The organism is Streptomyces kunmingensis (assembly GCF_039533535.1).
GTDB classification, from domain to species: domain Bacteria; phylum Actinomycetota; class Actinomycetes; order Streptomycetales; family Streptomycetaceae; genus Streptomyces; species Streptomyces kunmingensis.
In genome coordinates, this window is the sequence record NZ_BAAATS010000019.1 from 323837 (window position 1) to 348069 (window position 24233).

At 70.1% G+C, this 24233-nt stretch carries 21 protein-coding genes, 1 pseudogene and 2 riboswitches; of the genes and pseudogenes, 7 read left to right on the forward strand and 15 right to left on the reverse strand.

The window, feature by feature from the left end:
* Window positions 1-138 precede the first annotated feature (138 nt).
* The 5 genes from ABD366_RS25810 to ABD366_RS25830 form a co-directional block, all read right to left on the reverse strand.
* Window positions 139-1908, reverse strand: coding sequence for an ABC transporter substrate-binding protein (locus ABD366_RS25810; RefSeq protein WP_324769566.1), 1770 nt, complete (start codon window positions 1906-1908; stop codon window positions 139-141).
* Window positions 1909-2021: 113 nt separating this feature from the next.
* The gene (locus ABD366_RS25815) at window positions 2022-3026 is read right to left on the reverse strand and encodes an ABC transporter permease (RefSeq protein WP_324769568.1); all 1005 of its coding nucleotides are present in this window, start codon (window positions 3024-3026) and stop codon (window positions 2022-2024) included.
* 363 nt (window positions 3027-3389) lie between these two features.
* Entirely contained in the window at window positions 3390-4181 is a 792-nt protein-coding gene (locus ABD366_RS25820; RefSeq protein ID WP_324769570.1) for an enhanced serine sensitivity protein SseB C-terminal domain-containing protein, read from the reverse strand.
* A 119-nt stretch (window positions 4182-4300) separates the two neighbouring features.
* On the reverse strand, window positions 4301-5083 hold the full coding sequence (locus tag ABD366_RS25825) for an enhanced serine sensitivity protein SseB (protein WP_324769572.1): 783 nt from the start codon (window positions 5081-5083) through the stop codon (window positions 4301-4303).
* Window positions 5084-5108: 25 nt separating this feature from the next.
* Window positions 5109-5771, reverse strand: coding sequence for an AAA family ATPase (locus ABD366_RS25830; protein WP_411293722.1), 663 nt, complete (start codon window positions 5769-5771; stop codon window positions 5109-5111).
* Between the two features lie 134 nt (window positions 5772-5905).
* Window positions 5906-6005, forward strand: a riboswitch (glycine riboswitch).
* Window positions 6006-6124: riboswitch (glycine riboswitch) on the forward strand.
* Window positions 6125-6177: 53 nt separating this feature from the next.
* On the opposite strand from ABD366_RS25830, the gene gcvT reads away from it, so the two are divergent.
* From gcvT to ABD366_RS25850, 4 genes are all read left to right on the forward strand, one after another.
* Window positions 6178-7293 carry a glycine cleavage system aminomethyltransferase GcvT gene (gene gcvT / locus ABD366_RS25835; protein WP_324769574.1) on the forward strand — a complete coding sequence of 372 codons (1116 nt, stop codon included), beginning with the start codon at window positions 6178-6180 and terminating at the stop codon, window positions 7291-7293.
* Window positions 7294-7359: 66 nt separating this feature from the next.
* Entirely contained in the window at window positions 7360-7737 is a 378-nt protein-coding gene (gene gcvH / locus ABD366_RS25840) for a glycine cleavage system protein GcvH (protein WP_324769576.1), read from the forward strand.
* 6 nt (window positions 7738-7743) lie between these two features.
* Window positions 7744-9009 carry a serine hydroxymethyltransferase gene (locus ABD366_RS25845; protein ID WP_324769577.1) on the forward strand — a complete coding sequence of 422 codons (1266 nt, stop codon included), beginning with the start codon at window positions 7744-7746 and terminating at the stop codon, window positions 9007-9009.
* Window positions 9010-9157: 148 nt separating this feature from the next.
* A complete protein-coding gene (locus ABD366_RS25850) occupies window positions 9158-10543 on the forward strand; it encodes an L-serine ammonia-lyase (RefSeq protein ID WP_324769578.1) in 1386 nt (461 codons plus the stop codon).
* A 25-nt stretch (window positions 10544-10568) separates the two neighbouring features.
* On the opposite strand, the gene ABD366_RS25855 is transcribed toward ABD366_RS25850, so the two are convergent.
* Window positions 10569-11552, reverse strand: a complete 984-nt coding sequence (locus tag ABD366_RS25855; protein ID WP_324769579.1) for a L,D-transpeptidase — start codon at window positions 11550-11552, stop codon at window positions 10569-10571.
* 241 nt (window positions 11553-11793) lie between these two features.
* Here ABD366_RS25855 and ABD366_RS25860 point away from each other — a divergent pair, with 241 nt between their 5' ends.
* A complete protein-coding gene (locus tag ABD366_RS25860) occupies window positions 11794-12345 on the forward strand; it encodes a glycoside hydrolase family 25 protein (RefSeq protein WP_324769581.1) in 552 nt (183 codons plus the stop codon).
* A 22-nt stretch (window positions 12346-12367) separates the two neighbouring features.
* On the opposite strand, the gene ABD366_RS25865 is transcribed toward ABD366_RS25860, so the two are convergent.
* From ABD366_RS25865 to ABD366_RS25875, 3 genes and pseudogenes are all read right to left on the reverse strand, one after another.
* The gene (locus ABD366_RS25865; RefSeq protein ID WP_324769597.1) at window positions 12368-13048 is read right to left on the reverse strand and encodes an NADPH-dependent F420 reductase; all 681 of its coding nucleotides are present in this window, start codon (window positions 13046-13048) and stop codon (window positions 12368-12370) included.
* Between the two features lie 256 nt (window positions 13049-13304).
* Window positions 13305-13520, reverse strand: a complete 216-nt coding sequence (locus tag ABD366_RS25870) for an EF-hand domain-containing protein (protein ID WP_324769582.1) — start codon at window positions 13518-13520, stop codon at window positions 13305-13307.
* Between the two features lie 45 nt (window positions 13521-13565).
* Window positions 13566-14480: pseudogene (locus tag ABD366_RS25875) on the reverse strand (helix-turn-helix domain-containing protein).
* A 51-nt stretch (window positions 14481-14531) separates the two neighbouring features.
* On the opposite strand from ABD366_RS25875, the gene ABD366_RS25880 reads away from it, so the two are divergent.
* Complete coding sequence (locus ABD366_RS25880; protein ID WP_324769584.1) at window positions 14532-15173, forward strand: GNAT family N-acetyltransferase; 642 nt, start codon at window positions 14532-14534, stop codon at window positions 15171-15173.
* A gap of 113 nt (window positions 15174-15286) precedes the next feature.
* On the opposite strand, the gene ABD366_RS25885 is transcribed toward ABD366_RS25880, so the two are convergent.
* The 6 genes from ABD366_RS25885 to ABD366_RS25910 form a co-directional block, all read right to left on the reverse strand.
* Window positions 15287-16510 (reverse strand): YncE family protein, encoded by a 1224-nt coding sequence (locus ABD366_RS25885; protein WP_411293719.1) that lies wholly within the window; start codon window positions 16508-16510, stop codon window positions 15287-15289.
* Entirely contained in the window at window positions 16507-17292 is a 786-nt protein-coding gene (locus ABD366_RS25890) for a polysaccharide deacetylase family protein (protein ID WP_344442543.1), read from the reverse strand. The genes ABD366_RS25885 and ABD366_RS25890 overlap by 4 nt, the downstream gene beginning before the upstream one ends.
* 319 nt (window positions 17293-17611) lie before the next feature.
* Window positions 17612-18118, reverse strand: a complete 507-nt coding sequence (locus ABD366_RS25895) for an ATP-binding protein (protein WP_324774936.1) — start codon at window positions 18116-18118, stop codon at window positions 17612-17614.
* A gap of 283 nt (window positions 18119-18401) precedes the next feature.
* Window positions 18402-19169, reverse strand: coding sequence for an enoyl-CoA hydratase/isomerase family protein (locus ABD366_RS25900; protein WP_324774938.1), 768 nt, complete (start codon window positions 19167-19169; stop codon window positions 18402-18404).
* Window positions 19170-19195: 26 nt separating this feature from the next.
* Complete coding sequence (locus ABD366_RS25905; RefSeq protein WP_324774940.1) at window positions 19196-20383, reverse strand: L,D-transpeptidase; 1188 nt, start codon at window positions 20381-20383, stop codon at window positions 19196-19198.
* Between the two features lie 163 nt (window positions 20384-20546).
* Window positions 20547-21767 (reverse strand): L,D-transpeptidase, encoded by a 1221-nt coding sequence (locus ABD366_RS25910; RefSeq protein ID WP_324774942.1) that lies wholly within the window; start codon window positions 21765-21767, stop codon window positions 20547-20549.
* Between the two features lie 148 nt (window positions 21768-21915).
* Here ABD366_RS25910 and glgX point away from each other — a divergent pair, with 148 nt between their 5' ends.
* A complete protein-coding gene (gene glgX / locus ABD366_RS25915) occupies window positions 21916-24195 on the forward strand; it encodes a glycogen debranching protein GlgX (protein ID WP_324774944.1) in 2280 nt (759 codons plus the stop codon).
* The last annotated feature ends 38 nt before the right edge of the window (window positions 24196-24233 follow it).

The window sequence follows — 24233 nt, forward strand, 5'->3', positions numbered from 1 at the left end:
CGGCGGTGGCCGGGAACCCTTCGTGGGGGTTCCCGGCCACCGCCCGGGGCCATCACCTGCCCTTCGGACTGGCGGGTTTCGGCGGCTGGAGCGGAAGAAGTCCGGACGACGGATCAACTCCGTCGCCCGGACGGGGTGTTACTTGACGACGCCGAGGGAGACGTAGTCGTAGCGACCGCTGTACGCGTCGGACATGTACACGTTGGTCAGACGCGGGCCACGCCAGGTGATGTTCTTCTCGTAGATGAAGGGCATCCAGTCGGCCTGGTCCAGGATCCGCTTGTCGAGCTGCTCGTAGATCTTGCCGGCAGCCTCGGGGTCGGTCTCGGCGATCGCGTCGTCGAAGAGCTTGTCGATCTTCGGGTCCTTGATCTGCGACTCGTTGTAGTTACCCGTGTCGAAGAGGAAGCGGCTGTCCCACAGCGGCTGGCCGAAGCCCTGGCCGGACGGGAAGTCCGGGCCCCATCCACTCATGGTCATGCCGTAGCCGCGCTCCTTGACGACCTTCGGCGAACCGGTGATCGAGGAGATCTCGGCGCCGTCGAGGGAGTCGACCTCGACCTTGATGCCGACCTTGCCGAGCTGCTCCTGGAGCGCCTCGGCGGTGTCGACCTCACCCGGGTTGTTGGTGCGGGCGGTGAGCTTGGTGGAGAAGCCGCTGGGCTTGCCGCACTCCTTCAGCTCGGCCTTGGCCTTGGCCGCGTCCGGCTTGCCCTTGCGGGCGATGACGCCGTACGGGTCGTACTTGGTGTGACCCTTGATGGAGGTCGGCAGCGTGGAGTTGGCGATGTCGCCACCGGCCAGCTCGCCACCGCGGGTCTGCTGGAGACCGGCGAAGTCCGTCGCGTAGAACACGGCCTTGCGGCAGTGGACGTTGTCGAACGGCTTGGCGGAGTGGATCAGCGCGACGTAGCGGACGAAGGAGGTCCGCATGTTGTCGACGCTGTCACGGTGGTCCTGGACGGCGGAGACGCGACCCGACTGGGTCATGCCCGTGCCGTTCAGGTCGACGTCGTAGTCGCCTTCCATCAGACGCTTGTCGTTCTCCTCCAGGTTGGCGGAGATCGTCACGTCGATCTTGTCGGGCAGCGCGGCACGGATCGGGTCCGAGGCCTTGTTCCACTTGTCGTTGCGGACCAGGACGATCTTCTTGCCGGCCTTGTACGACTGGAACTTGTACGGGCCGGAGGAGAACGGGCGCTGGGTGTACTTGTTGGCCGTGTCCTCGGACTGCTTGACCGGCGTGCCGGACGGCATGGCGAGGAACTGCTCGAAGTCACCGTTGGGCTTGGGCAGCTTGAAGACGATGGTCTTCGCGTCCGGCGTCTCGATGGCCTTCAGGCCGAGCTTGTCCTTGGACTTGTCCTTGTAGGGGCCCTTGTACTCGCCCTTGGGGTCCAGGTTCTGCTTCAGGTACTGCGGACCGCCGGTGATGACGTCGGAGGCCCAGGCACGCTCGATGCCGTACTTGACGTCCTGCGCGGTGAGCGCCGAGCCGTCCTCCCAGGTCAGGCCATCACGCAGTTCGTACGTGTACGTCTTGCCGTCGTCCGAGATCTTCGCGGTCGACTTGGCGAGGTCACCGACGAGCTCGGTGGACGCGGCGCCCGGCTTCGGCGCGAACGACACGAGCTGACGCGTGTAGAACCGCATGAAGTCCCACGACATGCCGTAGTAGGCGCGCTGCGGGTCGGCGGAGTCCAGGTCCTGCTTGCCGACCATCTTCAGCGTGCCTCCCTTCTTCGTGGAGGCATTGGCGACCTTGTTGTAGGCCGCGTCGTAGCCGGCGCCCTTCGACGAGTCCTTGGAGTCGCCGTCACCGCCGCCGCACGCCGTGGTCGACACGAGCGCCGCGACAACGAGGGCGGCGCCGGCGGCGAGCCGTCGTTTCGAGGAACCTGTGGGCATTTTCTCGTAACCTCCGAGATCGCGGTCCCGGGCTGCTGCCGGAGAACCATGGAGTAGAGCCACCTGACAGTGCGGCAGGGGCAGTTCGGTACAGACCGGTCGGGCCTGAGGCTTTACCGGGTCCCCTTCGGGTCGAGCGCGTCGCGCAGCCCGTCGCCGAAGAGGTTGAACGCGAGGACGGTGATGAAGATCGTGACGCCCGGGAAGACCATGAACATCGGGTCGTGCTCGTACGTCTCGAGGGCGTCGCGGAGCATGCCGCCCCAGGACGCCGTGGGCGGCCGGACACCGGCACCGAGGAAGCTGAGCGCCGCTTCCGTGAGGATGTTCGTCGGGATCATCAGCGTCATGTAGACGACGATCGGCGCGACGAGGTTCGGCAGCAGCTCCTTGAAGAGGACGTGGCGCGAGCCGCCGCCCAGTGACCGGGCCGCTTCCACGTACTCGCGCTCGCGCAGTGACAGCGTCTGGCCGCGGACGATGCGGCCGATGTACGGCCAGCCGAAGAAGCCGATGACCATGACGAGGACGGCGATGCGTACCCCGCTGCCGGTCAGGCCGAGCAGGTCGTCCGGGAGCACCGAGACCAGGGAGATGATGAAGAGCAGCTGCGGGAACGAGAGCAGCACGTCCATGACGCGGCTGATCAGCGCGTCGACCCAGCCGCCGAAGTAACCGGCGATGATGCCGAACAGGGTGCCGAGGGCCACCGCGACGATCGCCGCGAGGAAGGCCACGAGCAGGGAGATGCGGGCGCCGTAGACGATGCGGCTGAACACGTCGCGGCCCTTGTTCGGTTCGACGCCGAACAGGAAGTCGCCGCTGACGCCGCCGAGGGACCCGCTGGGCAGGTTGGTCAGCGGGTCGAGCTTGTCCTGGTGGAACTGGTTCGGCGGGTGGCCGAGCAGGCTCACGATGAGCGGGGCGAAGACCGCCACCAGAACGAGGAAGACGACAACGATGCCACCGGTGAGGGCGACCTTGTCCCGCTTGAGGCGGTTCCAGGCGATCTGCTTCAGCGACCGCCCTTCCACCTTGCCGCCGGCGCCGCTCGCGGCGGCGTCGACCGGGGCGGTCGGCTCCGTTTCCGCAGTCGTGTCGTGCAATGGTGCCGTCATCGTGGCAGGGACCCCTCTCAACCGGCGGTGACCGGCCCGCACTTGCCGCGGTAGCGGCGTCATTCAGTCCGTCGTACACAGAGGCGAAGCCCCCTGCTGCGGGAGTCTTCAACCTGTGTGCGATCTGTTGCCAGACCCGACGGGGAAAGGATGCCTAAACGTGATGCGGTCAGGGGTGTTCCGTTATCCGGACAGCTGTGAACGGGGTGCGAACGTTGGGCAGTTGGGGCGGAAGTGTTGCTGGTCCGGACATTGGGGCCACAACGGTTCGTAGTCCTATGCAAGTTGCGGTTCCGGCTTATCGCCCGAAAGGCTCGTCCTCAATCGCCGGACGGGCTGGGGGTGGCGATGGAGGACATCGGTTCAGTACGACGCGCCGTACGGCGGCGGGTAGCCGTAACCCCCGCCGGCCGGAGCTGCCGGAGCCGCGTGGGACTCCCGGTCGTAGAACGGCCGCGCGTTCGCCCGCAGCCACATCGCCACCGGGTCGTACTCGTCGGACATGGCCACCGTGGACACCGGCAGCCCGTCCGGGACCGCCGCGACGGACTGCTGCATCATCGCCCGGACCGCGTCCACCGACGCGGGCGCCGTGTCGTAGACGTCGAGGCCGATCGCCAGGTACGGCGCCCCGACCGCGGGCTGCACCCACGCGCGGCGCAGGGACCGGATCGCGGTGGTGCGGTGCGCGTTCTGCGCCAGCAGCGCCCAGAACTGGGGGATCTCGATGGCCGGCTCGGTCAGCCGCAGCGGACCGGCGGGCTGCCGGTCGAGGCCGCCCGCGATCCGGCGCAGGTCGAGCCAGGGCACCCCGACGCCGCCGCCGGGGGCGTGCGGGTTGAGCCAGAGGCCGTAGTGGTCGGGGTAGAGCGTGCGGGCCGCGTCGACGCCGCTGACGACTTCGTAGGCGCGGGACCAGCCGGACGCGGAGAGCTCCTGGGCGGAGGTGACGCAGGGGGCGTAGGAGAAACCGTCCACGTCCATGTTCCCGAACTGGGCGTCGGGCGAGCCTGCCTGGCCGTGCCAGAGCAGCATCCAGACCTGTCCGGCGGCGAGGGCCGCGAGGAGCGCCTCGTACGCGTCGTAGCGCCCGGGAGTCACCTGGCGCAGCATGTGCTCGACCTGTCCGGCCGCGGCCGTGCCCGACGCACTCACCCGTAACCGCCCCTTCGTGAACGTCCGTGTTCCGCCCGTGACCGGAGGGCACAGTGCCGCCCGGTCACGTCATGAAACCAGCTTAAGCGGCGTTCCTGACACCGACTTGACGGACGGTGTCACCGTTCCCGTACATAGAACGGACGTACGCGGGTGCGCAGGAAGTCGGCGACCGGGTCCTGGGTGACGTCGAGGAAGACCAGGTTCACCGGCCAGGCGGCGGGTGACCGGCCGAGCGCACGGCCGAGCGCGTCCAGCGGAAGGTCGCGCGCGGCGCCCTCCCACTGGGTCAGCTGTACGCCGATGAACAGCGACGGAGCCCCGTCCTCGACGACGGCGAGACAGCGGTGGGCGGACAGTACGGTGCCGGTCGCCTCGAACTCCTCGCGCACCGCCGCCAGGAAGTCCACCGGGTCCTGCTGCCAGTCCGGCTCGGAGAGCACGACGCGGCCACCGGTCGCCGGTCCGTCCAGCGGGGTGCGGCCGCTGCGGGCCAGTTCGGCGACGGCGGGCGGGGGCAGCGGGATGCCGATCGCGCCGTCCGGGTTCAGGGCGAGCCCGACCTGCGCGGGCAGCCCGCGCGCGAACTCGACGGCCGGGGCCACCGTGCAGTGCATCCGGCCACCGGTGACCTGCATGAACTGCTGCTCGGAGCTGAAGACGGGGACGAAGGCCTGGCCCTCGATCTCCAGCGTCGGCAGATCGAGGTCGCGGCTCTCGGTGCTGCCGCCCTGGGGCAGCGGAATCCAGATCGGGCTGCGGCCGAGGACCTCGACGATGCGGCCGCCCGCGCCCTCGACGCCGACCGCCGCGGCGAGGACCTCCTCCAGCTCGTTCGCCGGCCAGGCCTGTGCCGGGTGGGGGTGGGGGTGCGCGTCCTCGTGAAATGCCGGGTGTTCCATAGCCGCCGACGATAACGCCTGGGGTTCAGCCCCTGAACGTGATCCCGCCGAGCGCGTCGGTCGCCGCCCGGTCGAGGAGCACCGCCGATTCGATGCCTGCCGGCAGCTCGCCCCGCTCCGTCGACGTCACCAGCGCGCCCACCGCCCGCCGGTGCCGGGCGAACGCGTACCGCGACACCCCCCGGCCCCGCTCCAGCTGCCCTTCGAGCGCCGTGTCCGGGGGGACGTCGAGGAGCAGCAGGTGGACGGAGGCGCCGCGCCGCCGGGCCGCTCGCGTCACCCAGCGGCGCACCCACGCCTGGGTGCCGCAGTCGTGCACGACGACGCTGGCGCCGGAGCGCATCGCCTGGTGCAGGCCCACGTAGTGCGCGATGCGCACCAGCGGCCGGTAGAGCGCGTACGGCACGCCGCGCGGCAGCCGGGCGGCCCAGCGCTCGCGGGTGTCCTGGGAGTCGATGCGCACGACCGTGACGGCCCGTCGCATCAGGGTGGACTTGCCGCTGCCCGGCAGCCCCGAGAGGACGACGAGGTCGCCCGCCGCGAAGCCGATGAAGCGCGGTGTGCGGCCACCGCGCCCGCGCAGGTCCCGCACCGAACGCTGCCCGGGAATGCGCACCCCGGGCACCACCGTGGACGCGGCTGACGCCGCTGTCGCGTACGCCCCCGCGATCGCCTTGCGCACCGTGATCGTCCTCCCCGTCCCGCCCACTTACCCTTGCCCGCCAAGTGTAAAGAGAAGGTAATGCCCGCCGTGGGGTTTCCCCGTTCCACGGGCGTGCAATGATGTGCGCGCCACAGGCACACAACCGCATACCGGCCGCTTGAATCCGCGCGGGAGAGTTCCGGACACGTATGTGGGCCCGGACGCCGAAGGAGCAAGTTCCTCCCTTGAATCTCTCAGGCCCCGTACCGCGCGGGCGAGGCACATCTGAAAAGCGGGCCGACCGTCCAGTACGGCGGCCCCACCCAAGGTGCAAGCCATGACCATGAGTACGTGTGGTCGGGGCGAACCTCTCAGGTTCCGATGACAGATGGGGAGGGCCTCCGCCACGGGGGACCCCTCGCCATCGCCGTCACGCCCGGGAGCACCAGCCATGACCCGTACCCCTCGTACGACAGCCCTCGACGCCCTGCACCGCTCGCTGGGCGCCACGATGACCGATTTCGCCGGCTGGGACATGCCGCTGCGCTACGCCAGCGAGCGCGACGAGCACAACGCGGTGCGTACGAAGGCCGGGCTCTTCGACCTGTCCCACATGGGTGAGATCACGGTGTCCGGACCGGACGCGGTGGCGCTCCTGAACTTCGCGCTCGTGGGCAACATCGGCACGGTCGGCGTCGGCCGCGCCCGCTACACCATGATCTGCCGCGCGGACGGCGGCATCCTCGACGACCTGATCGTCTACCGCCTGGCCGAGACCGTGTACATGGTGGTCGCCAACGCGGGCAACGCGCAGACCGTCCTCGACGCCCTGACCGAGCGGGCCGCCGGGTTCGACGCCGAGGTCCGCGACGACCGGGACGCGTACGCGCTGATCGCCGTGCAGGGCCCGCACTCCCCCGCCATCGTGAAGTCCGTCACGGACGCCGACCTGGACGGGCTGAAGTACTACGCGGGTCTGCCGGGCACCGTCGCGGGCGTCGAGGCGCTCATCGCGCGCACCGGCTACACCGGCGAGGACGGCTTCGAGCTGTTCGTCGCGCCCGCCGACGCGGAGAAGCTGTGGCAGGCGCTGACCGAGGCGGGCGCGGAGTACGGCCTCACGCCGTGCGGCCTGTCCTGCCGCGACACGCTGCGCCTGGAGGCGGGTATGCCGCTGTACGGGCACGAGCTGACCACGGAGCTGACGCCGTTCGACGCGGGGCTCGGCCGGGTCGTGAAGTTCGAGAAGGACGGCGACTTCGTGGGCCGCGAGGCGCTGACGGCCGCCGCCGAGCGCGCCGAGAGCGCCCCGCCCCGCAAGCTCGTCGGCCTGGTCGCCGAGGGCCGCCGCGTCCCGCGCGCGGGCATGCCGGTCGTCCACGAGGGACAGGTGATCGGCGAGGTCACCTCCGGCGCCCCCTCCCCGACCCTGGGCAAGCCGATCGCCATGGCGTACGTGGACGCCGCGCACGCCGGGCCGGGCGCGGCGGGCGTGGGTGTGGACATCCGCGGTACGCATGAGCCGTACGAGGTCGTGGCGCTGCCGTTCTACAAGCGCCAGAAGTAACGCTCGTATCCCGGCGCCCTCCCCCACTGTCATCAGCACCGCCTCGCGTACAGGAGAATTCGACTCATGAGCAACCCCCAGCAGCTGCGTTACAGCAAGGAGCACGAGTGGCTGTCGGCCGTGGAGGACGGCGTCGCCACGGTCGGCATCACGGAGCACGCGGCCAACGCGCTCGGTGACATCGTCTTCGTCCAGCTCCCCGAGGTCGGCGACGCCATCACCGCGGGCGAGACCTGCGGCGAGCTGGAGTCCACCAAGTCGGTCTCCGACCTGTACTCCCCCGTGTCGGGCGAGGTCACCGAGGCCAACACGGACGTCGTCGACGACCCGTCCCTGGTGAACTCGGCGCCCTTCGAGGGCGGCTGGCTGTTCAAGGTCCGGATCTCCGAGGAGCCGAAGGACCTGCTCACCGCCGACGAGTACACCGAGTTCTCCGGGAGCTGACCCGATATGACCGACAAGTCCGCAATGAACCAGTCCCTGCACGAGCTCGACCCGGACGTGGCCAAGGCCGTCGACGCCGAGCTGCACCGCCAGCAGTCGACCCTGGAAATGATCGCGTCGGAGAACTTCGCGCCGGTCGCCGTCATGGAGGCCCAGGGCTCGGTCCTCACCAACAAGTACGCCGAGGGCTACCCCGGCCGCCGCTACTACGGCGGCTGCGAGCACGTCGACGTCACCGAGCAGATCGCGATCGACCGGGTCAAGGAGCTGTTCGGCGCCGAGTACGCCAACGTGCAGCCGCACTCGGGCGCCTCCGCGAACCAGGCCGCCCTCTTCGCGCTCGCCAAGCCCGGCGACACGATCCTCGGCCTGGACCTGGCGCACGGCGGCCACCTCACGCACGGCATGCGCCTGAACTTCTCCGGCAAGCAGTTCGACGTGGTCGCGTACCACGTCGACGACAACGGCCTGGTCGACATGGCCGAGCTGGAGCGGCTCGCCAAGGAGCACCGCCCGAAGGTGATCATCGCCGGCTGGTCGGCGTACCCGCGCCGGCTGGACTTCGCCGAGTTCCGTCGCATCGCCGACGAGGTCGAGGCGTACCTGTGGGTCGACATGGCGCACTTCGCGGGCCTGGTGGCCGCGGGCCTGCACCCCAACCCCGTGCCGTACGCGGACGTCGTCACGTCCACCACGCACAAGACGCTCGGCGGTCCGCGCGGCGGCATCATCCTCGCCAAGAAGGACTTCGCGAAGAAGCTGAACTCATCCGTCTTCCCGGGCTTCCAGGGCGGTCCCCTGGAGCACGTGATCGCGGCGAAGGCGGTCTCCTTCAAGGTCGCCGCCAGTGAGGACTTCAAGGAGCGCCAGCAGCGCACGATCGAGGGTGCCCGTATCCTCGCCGAGCGCCTGACCTCGGAGGACGCCCGCGCCCACGGCGTGAACGTGCTCTCCGGCGGCACGGACGTGCACCTCGTCCTGGTCGACCTGCGCGACTCCGAACTGGACGGCCAGCAGGCCGAGGACCGCCTCCACGAGGTCGGCATCACGGTCAACCGCAACGCCGTCCCGAACGACCCGCGCCCGCCGATGGTCACTTCCGGCCTGCGCATCGGCACGCCCGCGCTCGCCACCCGCGGCTTCACCGCCGAGGACTTCACCGAGGTCGCCGACGTGATCGCCGAGGCCCTCAAGCCGTCCTACGACGTGGACGCCCTCAAGGCACGGGTGACCGCATTGGCCGAGAAGCACCCGCTGTACCCCGGCCTGTAACGGTTCCGCTGGAGTTACGTACCCTTTCGTACATACGTCCTTACGGGGCATCGCGCACACTGGACCCACCAGGTTTCAGTGGGCACGGTGCCCCGCCCCGTGCCCCCGGCAGACAACGGCGTCTACCAACCATCTTTGGAGTTCCACCGTGGCCATCTCGGTCTTCGACCTGTTCTCGATCGGCATCGGCCCGTCCAGCTCGCACACAGTCGGCCCGATGCGCGCGGCGCGCATGTTCGCGCGCCGCCTGAAGAACGAGGGCCTGCTGGCCCACACCGCCTCGATACGCGCCGAGCTGTACGGCTCCCTGGGCGCGACCGGCCACGGACACGGCACCCCGAAAGCGGTCCTGCTCGGCCTGGAGGGCGAGTCCCCGCGCACCGTCGACGTCGAGCACGCCGACGAGCGGGTGGAGGAGATCAGGTCGTCGGGCCGGATCAATCTGCTCGCCGTGCACGACATCGCCTTCTCCTACGACGACGACCTGGTCCTGCACCGCCGCGAGACCCTGCCGTACCACGCCAACGGCATGCGCCTGTGGGCGTACGACGCCGAGGGCGCCGAGCTGCTGACCAAGACGTACTACTCGGTCGGCGGCGGCTTCGTCGTCGACGAGTCCGTCCTGGCGGCGGAGGGAGCGGCAGGCGAGAACCCGGTCGTGCCGGACGACACCGTGCTGAAGTACCCCTTCCGCACCGGCGACGAGCTGCTGCGCCTCACCCGGGAGACGGGCCTGTCCATCCCGGCGCTGATGCTGGAGAACGAGAAGGCCTGGCGCACCGAGGACGAGATCCGCTCCGGGCTCCTCGAACTGTGGCGCGTGATGCAGGCGTGCGTGTCGCGCGGCATGTCCCGCGAGGGCATCCTGCCGGGCGGCCTCAAGGTCCGCCGCCGGGCCGCCGGTTCGGCCCGCAAGCTGCGCGCCGAGGGCGAGCCGCTGGCGCACGCCATGGAGTGGATCACGCTGTACGCGATGGCGGTGAACGAGGAGAACGCGGCGGGCGGCCGGGTCGTCACCGCGCCGACGAACGGCGCGGCCGGCATCATCCCGGCGGTCCTGCACTACTACGTGAACTTCGTGCCCGGCGCCGATGAGGAGGGCGTGGTCCGCTTCCTGCTCTCGGCCGGCGCGATCGGCATGCTGTTCAAGGAGAACGCGTCGATCTCCGGCGCCGAGGTCGGCTGCCAGGGCGAGGTCGGCTCGGCCTGCTCGATGGCGGCGGGCGCGCTCGCCGAGGTGCTCGGCGGCAGCCCGGAGCAGGTCGAGAACGCGGCCGAGATCGGCATGGAGCACAACCTCGGCCTGACCTGCGACCCGGTCGGCGGGCTCGTCCAGATCCCCTGCATCGAGCGCAACGGCATGGCGGCCGTGAAGGCCGTCACCGCCGCCAAGATGGCGATGCGCGGCGACGGCTCCCACAAGGTCTCCCTCGACAAGGTCATCAAGACCATGAAGGAGACCGGCGCCGACATGAGCGTCAAGTACAAGGAGACGGCGCGGGGCGGGCTCGCGGTGAACATCATCGAGTGCTGAGCCGCCGCGCTCGCCTCCCGAGGATCTACAGCGTCGCGCTGGTCCCCGCGCCGGACGCGCTGCCCGCGAGCCACTGGTCCCAGCTCACGTTGAAGGCCGCGTAGCCGTTGTCGGCCGGGGCCTTGGCGCGCGGGGAGCCGGTGATGGTGACGGGGTCGCCCTGCTTGACCTGCCCGTAGAACCACTTGGCGTCGGACATCGACAGGTGGACGCAGCCGTGCGAGCCGCGGGCGCTGCCGCTGCCCGGGTTCGGGTCGCCGGTCGAGTAGTGGACGTAGGTGCCGGACTGGGTGAGGTGGACGTCCCAGGGCAGCGTCAGGTCGTAGTAGTCGGGGTCGCCCTTGGTGCAGCTGATGCCGACGCTGCAGGAGGTCATGTGGAGCTTCTCCTGCTTGTCGATGACGGCCATCGTGCCGTTCCAGGTCGGGTACTCGGCGCTGCCCGCGTTGATCGACAGGGTGCGCACCGCCGAACCGTTCTTGGTGACCTTCAGGGTGTGCCCGGTGACGGAGACGTCGGCGCGGACGTCGTCGCCGACCTTGAAGGTGTGGGTGTAGGTGCGCACGCCGTAGCGCCCGTTGCCGTTGCTGACGTCCTTCATGTCGGCCTCGACCTTCACGGTCGTCCCCGAGGGCCAGTACTCCTTGGGCCGCCAGTCGGCGCGCTTGTCGCCGAACCAGTGCCAGGCGCCCTCGACCGGCTGCGAGGCGCTCACCTTCATGTGCTTCTCGACGGAGGCGCGCGCCTTGGCGGCCACCGGGTCGGTGAACACCACCGAGACCGGCATGGCCACGCCGACCGTGGCGTCGGTCTGCGGCGTGATCGTCTCCAGGAGCATCGGCGGGCCCTTGGGCTTCGCCGGTGAGGGCGACGCGCTCGCGGTCGGCTTCCCCGACGCCTTGCCGTCGCCCGCCTGGTTGTCGCTGCCGGTGCCGCAGGCGCTCACGCCTGCCAGCGCCGCAACCGTCATGAGCGCGATCCCTATGCCGCTGCCCTTGCGCCGTCCCACGAACTGCCCCGCTCTCTCCGTCGCCGTGCGCGCCCCTGGTGGGGACCTTGCCCCTGGGCCTCCGCGCCCCCTGTAAGACCGCACGACGACCTACGTCAGTTGCATGAATCCGTGTAAAGCGTGTTCCAAGACTGGGGGCGGGCAAACGACCGCTGTCAAAGACAGGTGACCACGCGACGGTGCCCGCCCGGGAACGATGGGTATGTCGACTTCGTCGCCCCACCGACCAGGAGGCATAGCCGTGATTCGTGGCATAGACGTCAGCGCGTACCAGACCTCGTTCAGCACGGACGGCCTGTCGTTCGTCTTCATCAAGGCCACGGAGGGCCGCAGTTACGTCAATCCGCGCTTGACGGCGCAGACGAAGGCGGCGCGGGACGCCGGCTGTGTCGTCGGCTTCTACCACTTCCTGTGGCCGGGGAACCTCGCGGCGCAGGCCGAGTACTTCGTGAGCAAGGCGCCCGAGAAGGCGGGTGACCTGCTGGCGGTCGACTGGGAGACGACCGGGAGCGGGTCGCACGCGAGCAACGCGGAGAAGGACAAGTTCATCCGTGAGGTGAAGAAGCTGCGGCCGAACAACCGGGTGCTCCTCTACGCGAACAGGAACTTCTGGTTGAACATAGACACGACGTCGTACGCGGGTGACGGCCTCTGGATCGCCGACTACGTGACGTCGGGCAAGCCCCGTATCCAGGCGGACTGGCGTTTCCACCAGTACACCGACAATCCCCTCGACAAGAACGTGGCCAATTTCGCGAGCAAGGCGGCGCTGCGCGAGTGGGCCACGTCCTGACGGGAGCCGACGGTGCGGTGAGTCAGGCGCGCCACTCCGCGGTGCGCTCCGGGGAGGCTGCCTCCAGGGCCTTGCGGACGGCGATGGCGTCGGAGGAGAGGCCGTAGACGGGGGTGCCGGGCTGCTGGCGCCAGGATTCGTCCTGGCCGCCCGCGTCGACGGTGTCGAAGCCGATCTCGTCGAGGAGGGCGGTGACGGCCTGCTTGGCCGCGGTGTCGTCGCTCGCGATGGGCAGGGCGACCCGGGCCGGGTCGCCGGACGGGCGCGGCTTGTCGAGGATGTCCTGGGCGTAGGTGCCGTTGAACGCCTTGACGACCTGGTGGCCGATCTGGCGCTCGGTCCAGCGGCTCTCGGTCAGGCCCTCCTCGATCTCGGCGATCCTCCCGTCGCGCTGCTGCGGGTAGTAGTTGCCGGTGTCGATGACCGTGACGTCGGGGGCGGCCTCGTCCAGGAGGCCGTCGGGCAGGTTCGGGACGGCCTTGAGCGGGATCGTGACGACCACGACCTGCGCGTCGCGCACCGCGTCCTCGATGGTGGCGGGCGTGGCCCCGGTCTCCTCGGCGAGCTCGGTGAGGGTGTGCGGGCCACGCGAGTTGGCCACGTGGACGTCGTGGCCGACGGCGGTGAAGCGCCGGGTGAGATTGCCGCCGATGTTGCCCGCGCCGATGATGCCGATCTTCATGTCTGGCCCTTCGAGAGAGATCCATGCATGTGCATGGACGCGAACCTCGATGGGGTCCGGGCTATTCCTGGGTGCCGCTCAACGGGTGACGGCCGAGCCCTCCCCCGGACCCGTCAGCCCGCCATTCCGCCCCTACCCGACTGGGAGTTGACGCGGCTGGCCCGTCGCTCGTCGACCGGACGGCACGCGCGGCGGGTCGAGACACACGTCCGCCGGGGCGGGAGCGCTGGACTCCCGCCCCGGCGGACGGAGCTCGGTGGCCTATTCGGAGACAGGCTCAGGCCTTGTTCAGGTTGGCCCAGAACTCGTCGAACGAGAGGAGCTTGTCCCCGTTGGCGTCCTGCCGGGCGATGAGGACCTCGGCCACCGCCTCGGTGACGTTGAAGTCGCCCATCTGCGCCATGGCGCTCTTGTACTCGGCCGCCGTGATGAAGCCGTCGCCGTCCGCGTCGAACCGGTCGAACGCCTTACGTGCTTCCTCGATGTCCGCCACCGGGACCACCCCTCGTTTACGTACTGCTGTGTTGACGGGGTCAGATTATCCGGCGAGTCGCGCGCGCAGTGCGGCGAGTACCCAGGTGAACTCTCCGTCGGGACGGCGCGTCGGTTCGAGGCCCCGGACCAGGGCGACCAGGTCACGGAACCTGGCGACGTCGTTGTTGGCCGCCGCTTCGAGCCGTTCGAGGACCTCGGCCCGGTCGGCGTCGCCGAGCAGTCCCCGCAGCACCTCGTCCGCCTCGTCGGAGCCGGGCGCGATCCCGCGCTCCTGTGCCTCGCCCGCGAGGTGCACCAGCCGGCTCATGAACCACAGCGAGCTGCCGGGCGGCACGTCGGGGCCCCGGTCGGCGTTGTTGAACTCGATCATCCGGCGCATGTGCGCGCGGAAATCCGTGTCCTAGATCAGCTCGGCCAGCTCCACCCAGGCGTCGACCTGGGCGCTGGTCGGGTCGTCGGGCAGATCGGGGACCATGATCCGCATCCGGTTGCGGATGTCGGGGTCCGCGGCGTCCAGACCGCCGAACGTCTCCTGCATGAAGTCGTCGATGATGTGCTTGCGTTCGGCGGCGGAGAGCCGTGCCAGTCTGTTCATCAGGGCCATCTCCTCGGTGGTCGAGTTGCGCTTCGCGACGGTCGACAGCACGGCCCGGTTCAGCCGCAGCACCCGCATCTGGGCGTCGAGTGCCGTCACGTGCGCGGCGGCCACGGACGCGACGGACCGCTCCCCGCCCAGCACCTGGCGTACGTCGTCCAGGCCGAGGCCCAGCTCGCGCAGGGTGCGGACGAGCTCCAGGCGGGCCACGGACTCGGCGTCGTACAGTCGGTATCCGCCGTCGCTGCGGGTCACGGGGTGCAGGACGCCCTCGTCGGACCAGTAGCGGATGGTGCGCACCGTGAGGCCGGTGCGGCGGGCGAGCTGTCCGATCGTGAGCAGGGGCGGGCCGTCGTCGGTCATGTCGGGGAGTCTGGGCCTTCCAGTGGGTGGAGACTCAAGCGAGGAGCCAGGGTGGATCTGCGGAACATTCTCGACGCGGCGGCCAAGGGCGTCTTCCCGCCGCCGGACGGGGCGACGACGGTCGTGCCGCAGCTGTGCGCGCGGGACGCGGGCGTGCTCGCGTTCACGGCGCACACCGTGGTGTTCACGGACGAGCCCGAGAGCTGGGTGCGCGCGGCGCTGGCGGCGGTGGACTGCGATGCGTTCGCGGCGTCCATGAACGCGCGGTTCCTCAACTCGTTCATGGACCGCACGGGCCGGGCGCACGACACGATCGACCTGCTGACGGTGGCGTCGGCGCTCGCGGGCCCGCCGCCGCTCGAACTGCGCGAGATCCGGGACCGGGAGCACCCCCGGGTGACACGCGCCCTCACGCGCCGCGACGAGGTACGCGTCTGGGAGACGCCCGGCGGCATCCTGGTGCTCGGGCGCGGGGTCGGCGGCCGCTGGGAGGCGGCGATCGAGGTCGCCGAGGACGTACGCCACCGGGGCCTAGGGCGGCAACTGGCGCTCGCCGCACGCCACTTGGTGCCCGCGGAGTCCGTCTGGTCGCAGCAGTCGCCCGGGAACGCGCGGAGTGTGCGGGTGTTCCAGTGGGCGGGGTACCGGGCTGTCGGCTCCGAAGCGCTGATGCTCATGCCCGGGCTGGGTTAGGCGTCGTACACACGAAGCCGCGGGCGCGTCTGCCCGGTGCATGAGCAGTCGCGTCCGCGGCTTCGTCGTGGCTGGTCGCGCAGATCCCCGCGCCCCGCACGGGGCGCGGAGCTTCAGCGGAAGATGCCCGTGTGGCCCAGGGAGTAGCGGCCGGGCTGCGGGTACACCGCGAGGCCGTGCGGGCCGCGGCCCACGGGGACCCGGGCGATCTCGGCGCCGGTGCGTGTGTCGATGGCGTACACCTCGGAGTCGTAGCGGCCGGAGAGCCACAGCGTTCTGCCGTCGGCCGAGACGCCGCCCATGTCGGGGCTGCCGCCCTTGGGCAGCTTCCACTTCTTGGTCAGCGCGTTCCGGCCGAAGTCGAAGACCGAGACGGTGCCCTCGCCGCGGTTGGAGACGTACATCTCCTTGGAGTCGCGGCTGACGTAGAGGCCGTGCGTGCCCTTGCCGGTCGGCAGCAGTTTCGGCTTGGAGAAGGTGTCGCCGTCCAGGACCCACATGCCGTCGGCCATCATGTCGGCGACGTAGAACCTCTTGCCGTCGGGGGACATCTTCACGTCCTGCGGCATGGCGCCCTGGAAGGGGAGCTTCTGCTGCGCGACGACCTTCATGCGCGCGGTGTCGACCTTGAGGAGTTCGCCGCTGAACTCGCAGCTCACGATGAAGTAGCGGCCGTCGAGGGAGAAGTCGGCGTGGTTGACGCCGTAGCAGCTGACGGGTTCGGTGTGCTTCACCTTCATGGTGTGCGGATCGCGGAAGACCAGCTGGCGGTCGAGCGAGGCCATCACGACGGCGTACTTGCCGTCGGGCGTGAAGTAAAGGTTGTACGGGTCGTGCACGTCGACCGGCTTGCCCGCCTTCCCGCTCTTCGGGTCGATCGGGGTGAGCGTGTGCCCGCGGTTGTTGTTGACCCACAGCGTCTTCATGTCCCAGGAGGGGACGACGTGCTGCGGCTGGTGCCCGACCTGGATGGTCTCGGTGACCTTGTACGTCCTGGGGTCGATGACGGTGACCGTGTCGGACTCGGTGTTGGGCACGTAGATCCGGGACGGGAAGTCCTTGACGACCGGCGAGAGCTTGCCGGGGCGGTCCGCCGCGTACACGTCCTCGGGGTCGAGGACGGGCGGCATGCCGGGCAGTCCGTACACCGGCTTCTGCTTCCGCACCGCCGGCTCGACCGGCTCGGCCGCCTTGACGGCGCCCTGGGTGGCGCGGTCCGCGGTGTCGTCGGTGCCGCAGCCGGCCAGCGCGGCTAGGACGACGCAGGCGGTGGCGAGCAGCGTGCCGGTGCGCAGGGCCGGGTGGGCCTTCGGGGAGGGGGGCGGGGTGAGGTTCACGTGAGCAGCTCCGTGCAGGTCACCGCGGTCAGGCCGCGACGGTCGAGGTGGTCCAGGAGGGGCGGCAGGGCGGCGATCGTGTCCCGGTAGCCGAAGTGCAGGCTGACGACCGAGCCGGAACGGACACCCGCGGAGACGTTGGCGACGACGGCGGCCGGCCCCGGCAAGGTGTGGTCGAGGGAGTCGACGTCGTACGACAGGACGTGCGGGTAGCCGGCGCGCCGGGCGAGGCGGGTGACGAGCGGGGTCGCCCGCTGGGTGCGCGAGGGCCGGAACCAGGTGCCGATGGAGCCGGTGAGGCGGCGCAGGCGCTCGGCGCAGCCGGTGATCTCGGCGTACGCGTCGGCCTCGGACATGGCGGTGATGGTGCGGTGGTGCAGGGTGTGGTTGCCCAGGTCGTGACCGCCGTCGAGGATGCGCCGGGCGACGGCCGGATGTTCGTCGAGCCAGGTGCCGACGGCCAGCACGGTGACGTGGGCGCGGGCCCGCTCGGCCTCTGCCAGGACCGCGTGGGCAATGGCCGGGTCGCCCTGGCCGTGGAAGGTGAGGGCGACCCGGCCGCCGGTGCGCGGGCCGTGGTCGATCTCGGCGGGCAGGCCGGGGAGGCGGCGAGGCGCGGGGGCGGCCGGTGCGGCCCGTGCGGGGTGCGGGGACGCGGAGCGGGCGGCCGGTGCGGGCGCGGGGGCCCCTCGTTCGGTGGCGCAGCCGGTGGTGAGGGCGGCGGCGAGCCCGGCGCCGAGGCGCAGGGCCGAGCGGCGTCGGATCGGTTCTGCCGTGGTCATCCCGCTTATTTAACGGGCATTACGGACTATTTACGTTTACCGACCCGAAGACCTTAACGATTACTGGATGCCGACTGTAATTGTTCTTCATTTGCGAGGCCCGTGGCTCAGGTCACCATTGATTCATTTGGTTCTCTGTGGCCCCGTCTGCCATGATCGGTGCCACGACCCCCATTGACCCGGGCCAGGTCGTCGTCAGACGCCGCGGACTACACCCCCCACTGTTCGCGGCGCACCACACGAAAGCCCCCGCGGCGCCGTACGACGGCGAGAACGGGGGCTTTCGTGCGAGCCGGACCCGGCAGGCGGGTCCGCTCGCTCAGCGGTCGGCGACCCTCATCTCGAACCAGGTCGTCTTGCCACGCGGCAGCAGGTCGACGCCCCAGCGGTCGGAGAGCTTGTCGACGAGGAAGAGACCACGGCCGGAGACATCGAAGGCCTGGACGGGCATCAGGCACGGCAGACCGCGGGACGGATCGCGCACCTCGACGCGGACCCAGCCGCGCCGGCGCAGCATGCGCAGTCCGAAGACACGGGCGCCGGTGTGCCGCACCGCGTTGCCCACGAGCTCGGAGACGAGCAGGACCGCGTCCTCGGTCATCTTCGGAGACAGGCCCCAGTGACGCAGGACGACGACCTGCGCGAGCCGCCGGGCGGTCGCCGCCGATTCAGGGCGCGACGGAAGTTGCACCTCACCCTCGGTCGGATTTCCGAACAACTCCAGCGCCCGCAGCGCGAATTCGTCCTCGACCGCGGGAGACCAGCGCGCCGCGGTCGCACTACTACCGTGCCGTCGCGGATGTTCGACACCCTCAAGCCCCGCCATGCCCCCCATGATGGCCGCAGAGACAGGGTCTTGGGGGCGTTCCGGCTGAATAAGCCCCCCGGAACGCCTCATTCCGGGGGGCCGGTTTGGCATATGCCATAGGCACTTAATCCAACTCGCACCCTGGCTGACCTGCGATGACTTACCGTGCACGGCCGATTCTTGATCGTCACGGGCAAGGTTTGTTTAAGGTTCTCTTAAGGTGCGGATAATGCGCTCCAACGAGGTACGCGTTCAACTCGACCGTGTCGTCGGCGAGTTGACCGCCGGATCTGAGGGGCCCTCAGGCGAACTTCGCCTTGCCCGGACCTTCCTCGACAAAGCTACGCATTCCGGTCTCGCGGTCCTCGGTCGCGAACAGACCCGCGAACCAGGTGCGTTCGATGGCGAGGCCGGTCTCCAGGTCCGTCTCCAGACCCGCGTCGATGGACTCCTTCGCCGCGCGCAGGGCGATCGCCGGACCCTGCGCCAGCTTCGCGGCCCAGGCGTGCGCCGCCGCGAAGACCTCCGCGGCCGGGACGACGCGGTCCACGAGACCGAGAGTGAGTGCTTCGTCGGCCCTGACCTGGCGGCCGGTGAAGATCAGGTCCTTGGCCTTGGACGGGCCGATCAGACGGGCGAGGCGCTGGGTGCCGCCGGCGCCCGGGATCAGGCCGAGCAGGATCTCCGGCTGGCCGAGCTTGGCGTTGTCGGCGGCGATCCGGAAGTCGGCACAGAGCGCCAGCTCGCAACCGCCGCCCAGGGCGTAGCCCGTGACGGCGGCGACGACGGGCTTGGGGATGCGGGCGACCGCGCTGAACGAGTCCTGGAGGGCGCGGGCCCTGCCGACCATGGCCGCGTGGTCCATGGCCTGCATCTCCTTGATGTCCGCGCCGGCCGCGAAGACCTTCTCGCTGCCGCGGACGACCACGGCCCGTACGTCGGTACGGGCCGTGGCCTCATGTGCCAGTTCCTTGATGCGGTCCTGGACGGCGACGTCCAGGGCGTTCATCGGGGGGCGGTCGAGGCGGATCGTGCCCACCCCGTCGGCGATTTCCAGGTGTACGGTCATGGCCCGCAGGTTAGCGGCCGTTCACGCTACTTCGTCCAGTCCGCCCACGACATGTTCCAGCCGTTGAACCCGTTGTCCGCGGCCACCGTCTTGTCGTGGGTGTTCTTGACGATCACCACGTCACCGATCATCGACTGGTTGAAGAACCAGGCAGCCGAGATCTTGCTGTCGTAGCCGCCGCGGACGTCCCGCAGGCCGACGCAGCCATGGCTGGCGTTGTAGTTGCCGAAGGCGTCGCCGCCCCAGTAGTTGCCGTGGATGAAGGTGCCGGAGTTGGTCAGGCGGATGGCGTGCGGGACGTCCTTGATGTCGTACTCGCCGCCGTAGCCGACCGTCTCGCCGTTCATCCGGGTCACCGTCAGCTTCTCGCTCATGACCATCTGCCCCTCCCAGGTCTCGTAGCCGGGCTTGCCCGTCGTGACCGGGATCTTCTTGAGCGTCTTGCCGTCACGCTCGACGGTCATCATGTGCGTCTTGGCGTCGACCGTGGAGACCTGGCTGCGGCCGATGGTGAACTTCACCGTGCGGACCTGCTTGCCGTAGACGCCCGGGCGTCCCTCGACGCCGTCGAGGTTCAGCTTCACCGTGACCTCGGTACCGCTCGCCCAGTACTTCTCGGGGCGGAAGTCGATGCGGTCGTTGCCGAACCAGTGGGGCTCGACCGCGACCGCCGGCTCCGTCTTCACGGTGATCGCCTTCACGACGTCCTCGGGGTGCGTGATGCCCCGCGTGAAGCGGATCGAGAACGGCATGCCGACGCCGACCTTCGAACCGTCCTCGGGCGTGAACGTGCCGACGAAGGTGTTCTTCGGGGTCAGCGTGGTGAACGTGGAGTCCTTGGCCGACTCGCGGCCGTCCTTGTCCTTCGCCACCGCGTGCACCTTGTACTTGGTGGACGCGGCCAGGTGGTGGGCGGGCGTCCAGCTCGTGCCGCCGGTGATGTCGCCCTCGACCGGGTTGCCCTTGGAGTCGGCGACCTTCACCTCGGTCAGTTTGCCCTTGTCGGCGGTTATCTTCAGGGCCCCGCTGGTGGCGACGGCGTCGGCACCGTCCTTCGGTGCCACGGTGACGACGGCCTGCGACGGCTTGTTCGCCTCCGCCTTGTCGGATTTCCCCTTGCCGTCGTCCCCCGCACCGCCCCCGCCACCGCACGCGGTGACCAGCAGCAGTGCCGCCCCCAGCAGAGCCGCCGATATCGGTCGTCGCCCGTTCAAGATGTTCTCTCCCCTCGCAGGGCCTCGGTCCAAGGCCCGCACCCCTGCGCGTCTGCGCGCGCGTTTGAAAATTTAACCGCACGACCTGGGAAAACGGATCCCCGCTAATGTCACCGTTCGGTCCCAACGCCCGGGCGGCGCCCCCCTTTCCGCGTCCGGCGGGCTACGAACCCGCCGCCGCCCCGGCCTTCCACGCGCCCCACTCCATGTTCCAGCCCCCGAGGCCGTTGTCCGGAGCCACTTTCTTGTCAGCGCTGTTCTTCACCTCGACGACGTCGCCGATGAGGGTGCGGTCGAAGAACCAGCCTGCTGGGGTGAGGGAACTGCCGCCCTTCACGTCGCGCAGCCCGACACAGCCGTGACTGACGTTGCTGGAGCCGAAGGCTCCGCCCGACCAGTAATTGCCGTGCAGGAACGTGCCCGAGTCGGTGAGCCGGATCGCGTGCGGCACGTCCGGGATGTCGTACTCACCGCCGAAGCCGACGGTGCGGCTGTTCATACGGGTCACGTCGAGCATCTCGGTGACGACCATCCGCCCGTTGTACGTCGTCGAGCGCGGCGCCCCCGCCGTGATCGGCAGGGTGTCCACCAGCGCGCCGTTCCTGCGGACCTCCATCGTGTGCTCCGCCGCGTCGACCACGCTGATCTGGCTGCGGCCGACGGTGAACGAGAACGACTTGTGCTGGAGGCCGTAGACGCCGCGGGCCGCCTCCACGTCGCGCAGGTCGAGGTCGACGGTGACCTGGGTGCCGGGCTTCCAGTACCGCTGCGGGCGGAAGTCGAGGCGCGTCTTGCCGAACCAGTGGGGCGCGATCTCCACGGCGGGCCTGGACCTGATGCGGACGCCGCGCTCGACCGCGGCGCGGTTCTCGATCTCCCGGTTGAACTCCAGTTTCACGATCATGCCCGTGCCGACCGTCGCACGGTTCTCCGGCGTCACGTAGCCGATGAACCGCTCGTCGGGAACGGACGTCGTGAACGTGGTGTGGCGGGCCATCCGGCGGCCGTCACCGTCGACCGCGACCGCGTCGACCGTGTACTTCGCGGCGAGCGTCAGCCGGTCCGCGCCCGGGCCCGTGGGGCGCCAGCGCGTGCCGTCGTCCTCCAGGCGCCCGGCGACCGGCTCCTCCCGCGCGTCCTGGACCCTGACCACCTCGACCGACTCCAGGCGGCCCTCGGCCACCTCGACCCGCAGGGGTTCGTCCGCCTTCACGTTCCGTCCCGCGTCGTCCGGGGTGACCCGGATCAGCTCCTCGGGCGAGTGCGGCTTGCCGAACGCCCCGCCCGAATCACAGCCGGCGAGCCCGCCGACCAGTCCTGCCCATGTCAGTACGGCGGCCAATGTCGCCCCTGCGCGCCGCGCGCGCCTCACAGCTGTTCTCACGCCACGCCAACGACGCTCCCCCCGCCGGGGAAACGTGAGTGCGACCCGCGCTCTGGGCAGAACAGTGGAGAGGGGATCCGGGGGCGGTGCGGCCGGGACGCCGCACGCCCCGTCACCCAACCTTCGTGGAGCCGCGGGAGGCTGTCAGGTGTCGAGCGCACCCGAGCAGGAGGCAGTGCAGACCGGTGTGCCGGCCGGCCGGACGGGGAACGGCAGGCCACCCGTCCGCGCGCCGGCGCCCCATGACCCGGAGCGAGGACGCACTGCCCCGGTCGAACCGGTGTGGCCCGGCGCGCCCGTGCCGCTCGGCGCCCGGTTCCGGGTCGGTCCGGACGGCGTCGCGGGAACGAACTTCGCGCTGTGGGCCGGCGGCGCCGACTCCGTCGACCTGTGTCTGTTCGACGCGCAGGGGCGCGAGCGCCGGTCGCCACTGGCCGAGGCGACCGATGAGATCTGGCACGGCTTCGTGCCGGGCGTGCTGCCCGGGCAGCGCTACGGCTTCCGCGTGCACGGCCGCTGGGACCCGTGGACGGGCGCCCGCTGGAACCCGGCGAAGCTGCTGCTCGACCCGTACGCGCGCGCCGTGGACGGCGAGTTCACGTTGCCGGCCGAGGTGTACGGGCATGTCCGCGACTGGCCCCAGCAGCACGTGGCCGACACCGTCCGCGACGGCCGGGACTCGGCCCCGTACGTTCCGAAGGGGGTCGTGGTCCACGACGACGCGCCCGGTGACGAGTGGGTGGACGACCGGCGTCCCAAGACGCCGTGGTCGGACTCGGTCATCTACGAGCTGCACGTGCGCGGCTTCACCCAGCGGCACCCGGGGATACCCGAGGAGCTGCGGGGCACGTACGCGGGCCTGGCCCACCCGGCGGCGATCGAGCACCTCACGCGGCTCGGGGTCACCGCGGTGGAGCTGCTGCCGGTGCACCAGTTCGCCCACGAGGACCATCTGCTGCGGCGCGACCTGAAGAACTACTGGGGCTACAACTCGATCGGCTACTTCGCCCCGCACGCGGCGTACGCGGCGTCCGGCACGGCCGGGCAGCAGGTCAACGAGTTCAAGCGGATGGTGCGGGCGCTGCACGACGCCGGGATCGAAGTCATCCTCGACGTCGTCTACAACCACACGGCGGAGGCGGGCGAGCTGGGCCCGATGCTGTCACTGAAGGGCATCGACAACCGCGGCTACTACCGGCTCCAGGACGACGCGCGGCGCTACGCCGACTACACGGGCTGCGGCAACACCCTGCACGTGGTGAAGCCGCAGGTGCTGCGCCTGATCACCGACTCGCTGCGCTACTGGGTGACGGAGATGGGCGTCGACGGCTTCCGCTTCGACCTGGCGGCGGCGCTCGCCCGGTCCATGCACGACGTCGACATGCTCTCGCCGTTCCTCGCGGTCATCGCGCAGGATCCGGTGCTGCGGCGCGTGAAGCTGATCGCGGAGCCGTGGGACGTGGGCTCCGGCGGCTACCAGGTCGGCGCCTTCCCCCCGCTGTGGACCGAGTGGAACGACCGCTACCGCAACGCCGTACGGGACTTCTGGCGCGGCGCGCTCCCGGACGTACGGGATCTGGGGTACCGGCTCTCCGGGTCGAGCGACCTGTACGCGTGGGGCGGGCGGCGCCCGTACGCGTCGGTCAACTTCATCACCGCGCACGACGGCTTCACCCTGCGCGACCTGGTCAGTTACGAGCGCAAGCACAACGAGGCCAACGGCGAGGGCAACCGGGACGGCACGAACGACAACCGGTCCTGGAACTGCGGCGCCGAGGGCGAGAGCACCGAGGAGTCCGTACTCGCCCTGCGCCGACGCCAGTTGCGGAGCCTGCTGACGACGCTGCTGCTCTCCACGGGTGTGCCGATGCTGGTCGCGGGAGACGAGTTCGGGCGTACCCAGGGCGGCAACAACAACGCGTACTGCCAGGACAACGAGATCAGCTGGGTCGACTGGGGGCTCCTCGACGACCCCGGCTGGCGGGCCCTGTTCGACCTCACGTCCCGGCTGATCGCGCTGCGGCACGCACATCCCGTGCTGCGGCGGCGCGCGTTCTTCTCCGGGCGGGCGCGTTCCGTCGACGGGCTGCGGGACCTGGCCTGGTTCACGTCACGCGGCACCGAGATGACGGAGGGCGACTGGTACGCGCCCGCCGCCACGCTCGGCATGTACCTGTCCGGGCAGGACATCCCGGGCCGGGACGCGCGCGGCGAGCCGATCGAGGACGACAGTTTCCTCGCGGTTCTGCACGCGGGTGACTCGGCGTCGAACTTCGTCCTGCCCGGTGAGCCGTGGGCGCGGGTGTACGAGGTGGTGGTGGACACGGGCCTCGAGGAGCAGGGGGCTGTGCCGGGGGTGGTGTACGACGCGGGGGCGGTGATTGCGGTGGAGGCGCGGAGTGTGTTGCTGCTGAGGGTGCGGGAGTAGGGGGCGCAGGCGCGTCTGCGGGGTGACTGTTGCGTCGG

What these genes read in the sequence shown, in the direction of transcription:
- ABD366_RS25810 (WP_324769566.1), bottom strand. Translation starts at nt 1,908, where the DNA reads ATGCCCACAGGTTCCTCGAAACGACGGCTCGCCGCCGGCGCCGCCCTC.
- ABD366_RS25815 (WP_324769568.1), bottom strand. Translation starts at nt 3,026, where the DNA reads ATGACGGCACCATTGCACGACACGACTGCGGAAACGGAGCCGACCGCC.
- ABD366_RS25825 (WP_324769572.1), bottom strand. Translation starts at nt 5,083, where the DNA reads ATGGAACACCCGGCATTTCACGAGGACGCGCACCCCCACCCCCACCCG.
- gcvT (WP_324769574.1), top strand. Translation starts at nt 6,178, where the DNA reads ATGACCCGTACCCCTCGTACGACAGCCCTCGACGCCCTGCACCGCTCG.
- gcvH (WP_324769576.1), top strand. Translation starts at nt 7,360, where the DNA reads ATGAGCAACCCCCAGCAGCTGCGTTACAGCAAGGAGCACGAGTGGCTG.
- ABD366_RS25845 (WP_324769577.1), top strand. Translation starts at nt 7,744, where the DNA reads ATGACCGACAAGTCCGCAATGAACCAGTCCCTGCACGAGCTCGACCCG.
- ABD366_RS25890 (WP_344442543.1), bottom strand. Translation starts at nt 17,292, where the DNA reads ATGACCACGGCAGAACCGATCCGACGCCGCTCGGCCCTGCGCCTCGGC.
- ABD366_RS25895 (WP_324774936.1), bottom strand. Translation starts at nt 18,118, where the DNA reads ATGGCGGGGCTTGAGGGTGTCGAACATCCGCGACGGCACGGTAGTAGT.
- ABD366_RS25900 (WP_324774938.1), bottom strand. Translation starts at nt 19,169, where the DNA reads ATGACCGTACACCTGGAAATCGCCGACGGGGTGGGCACGATCCGCCTC.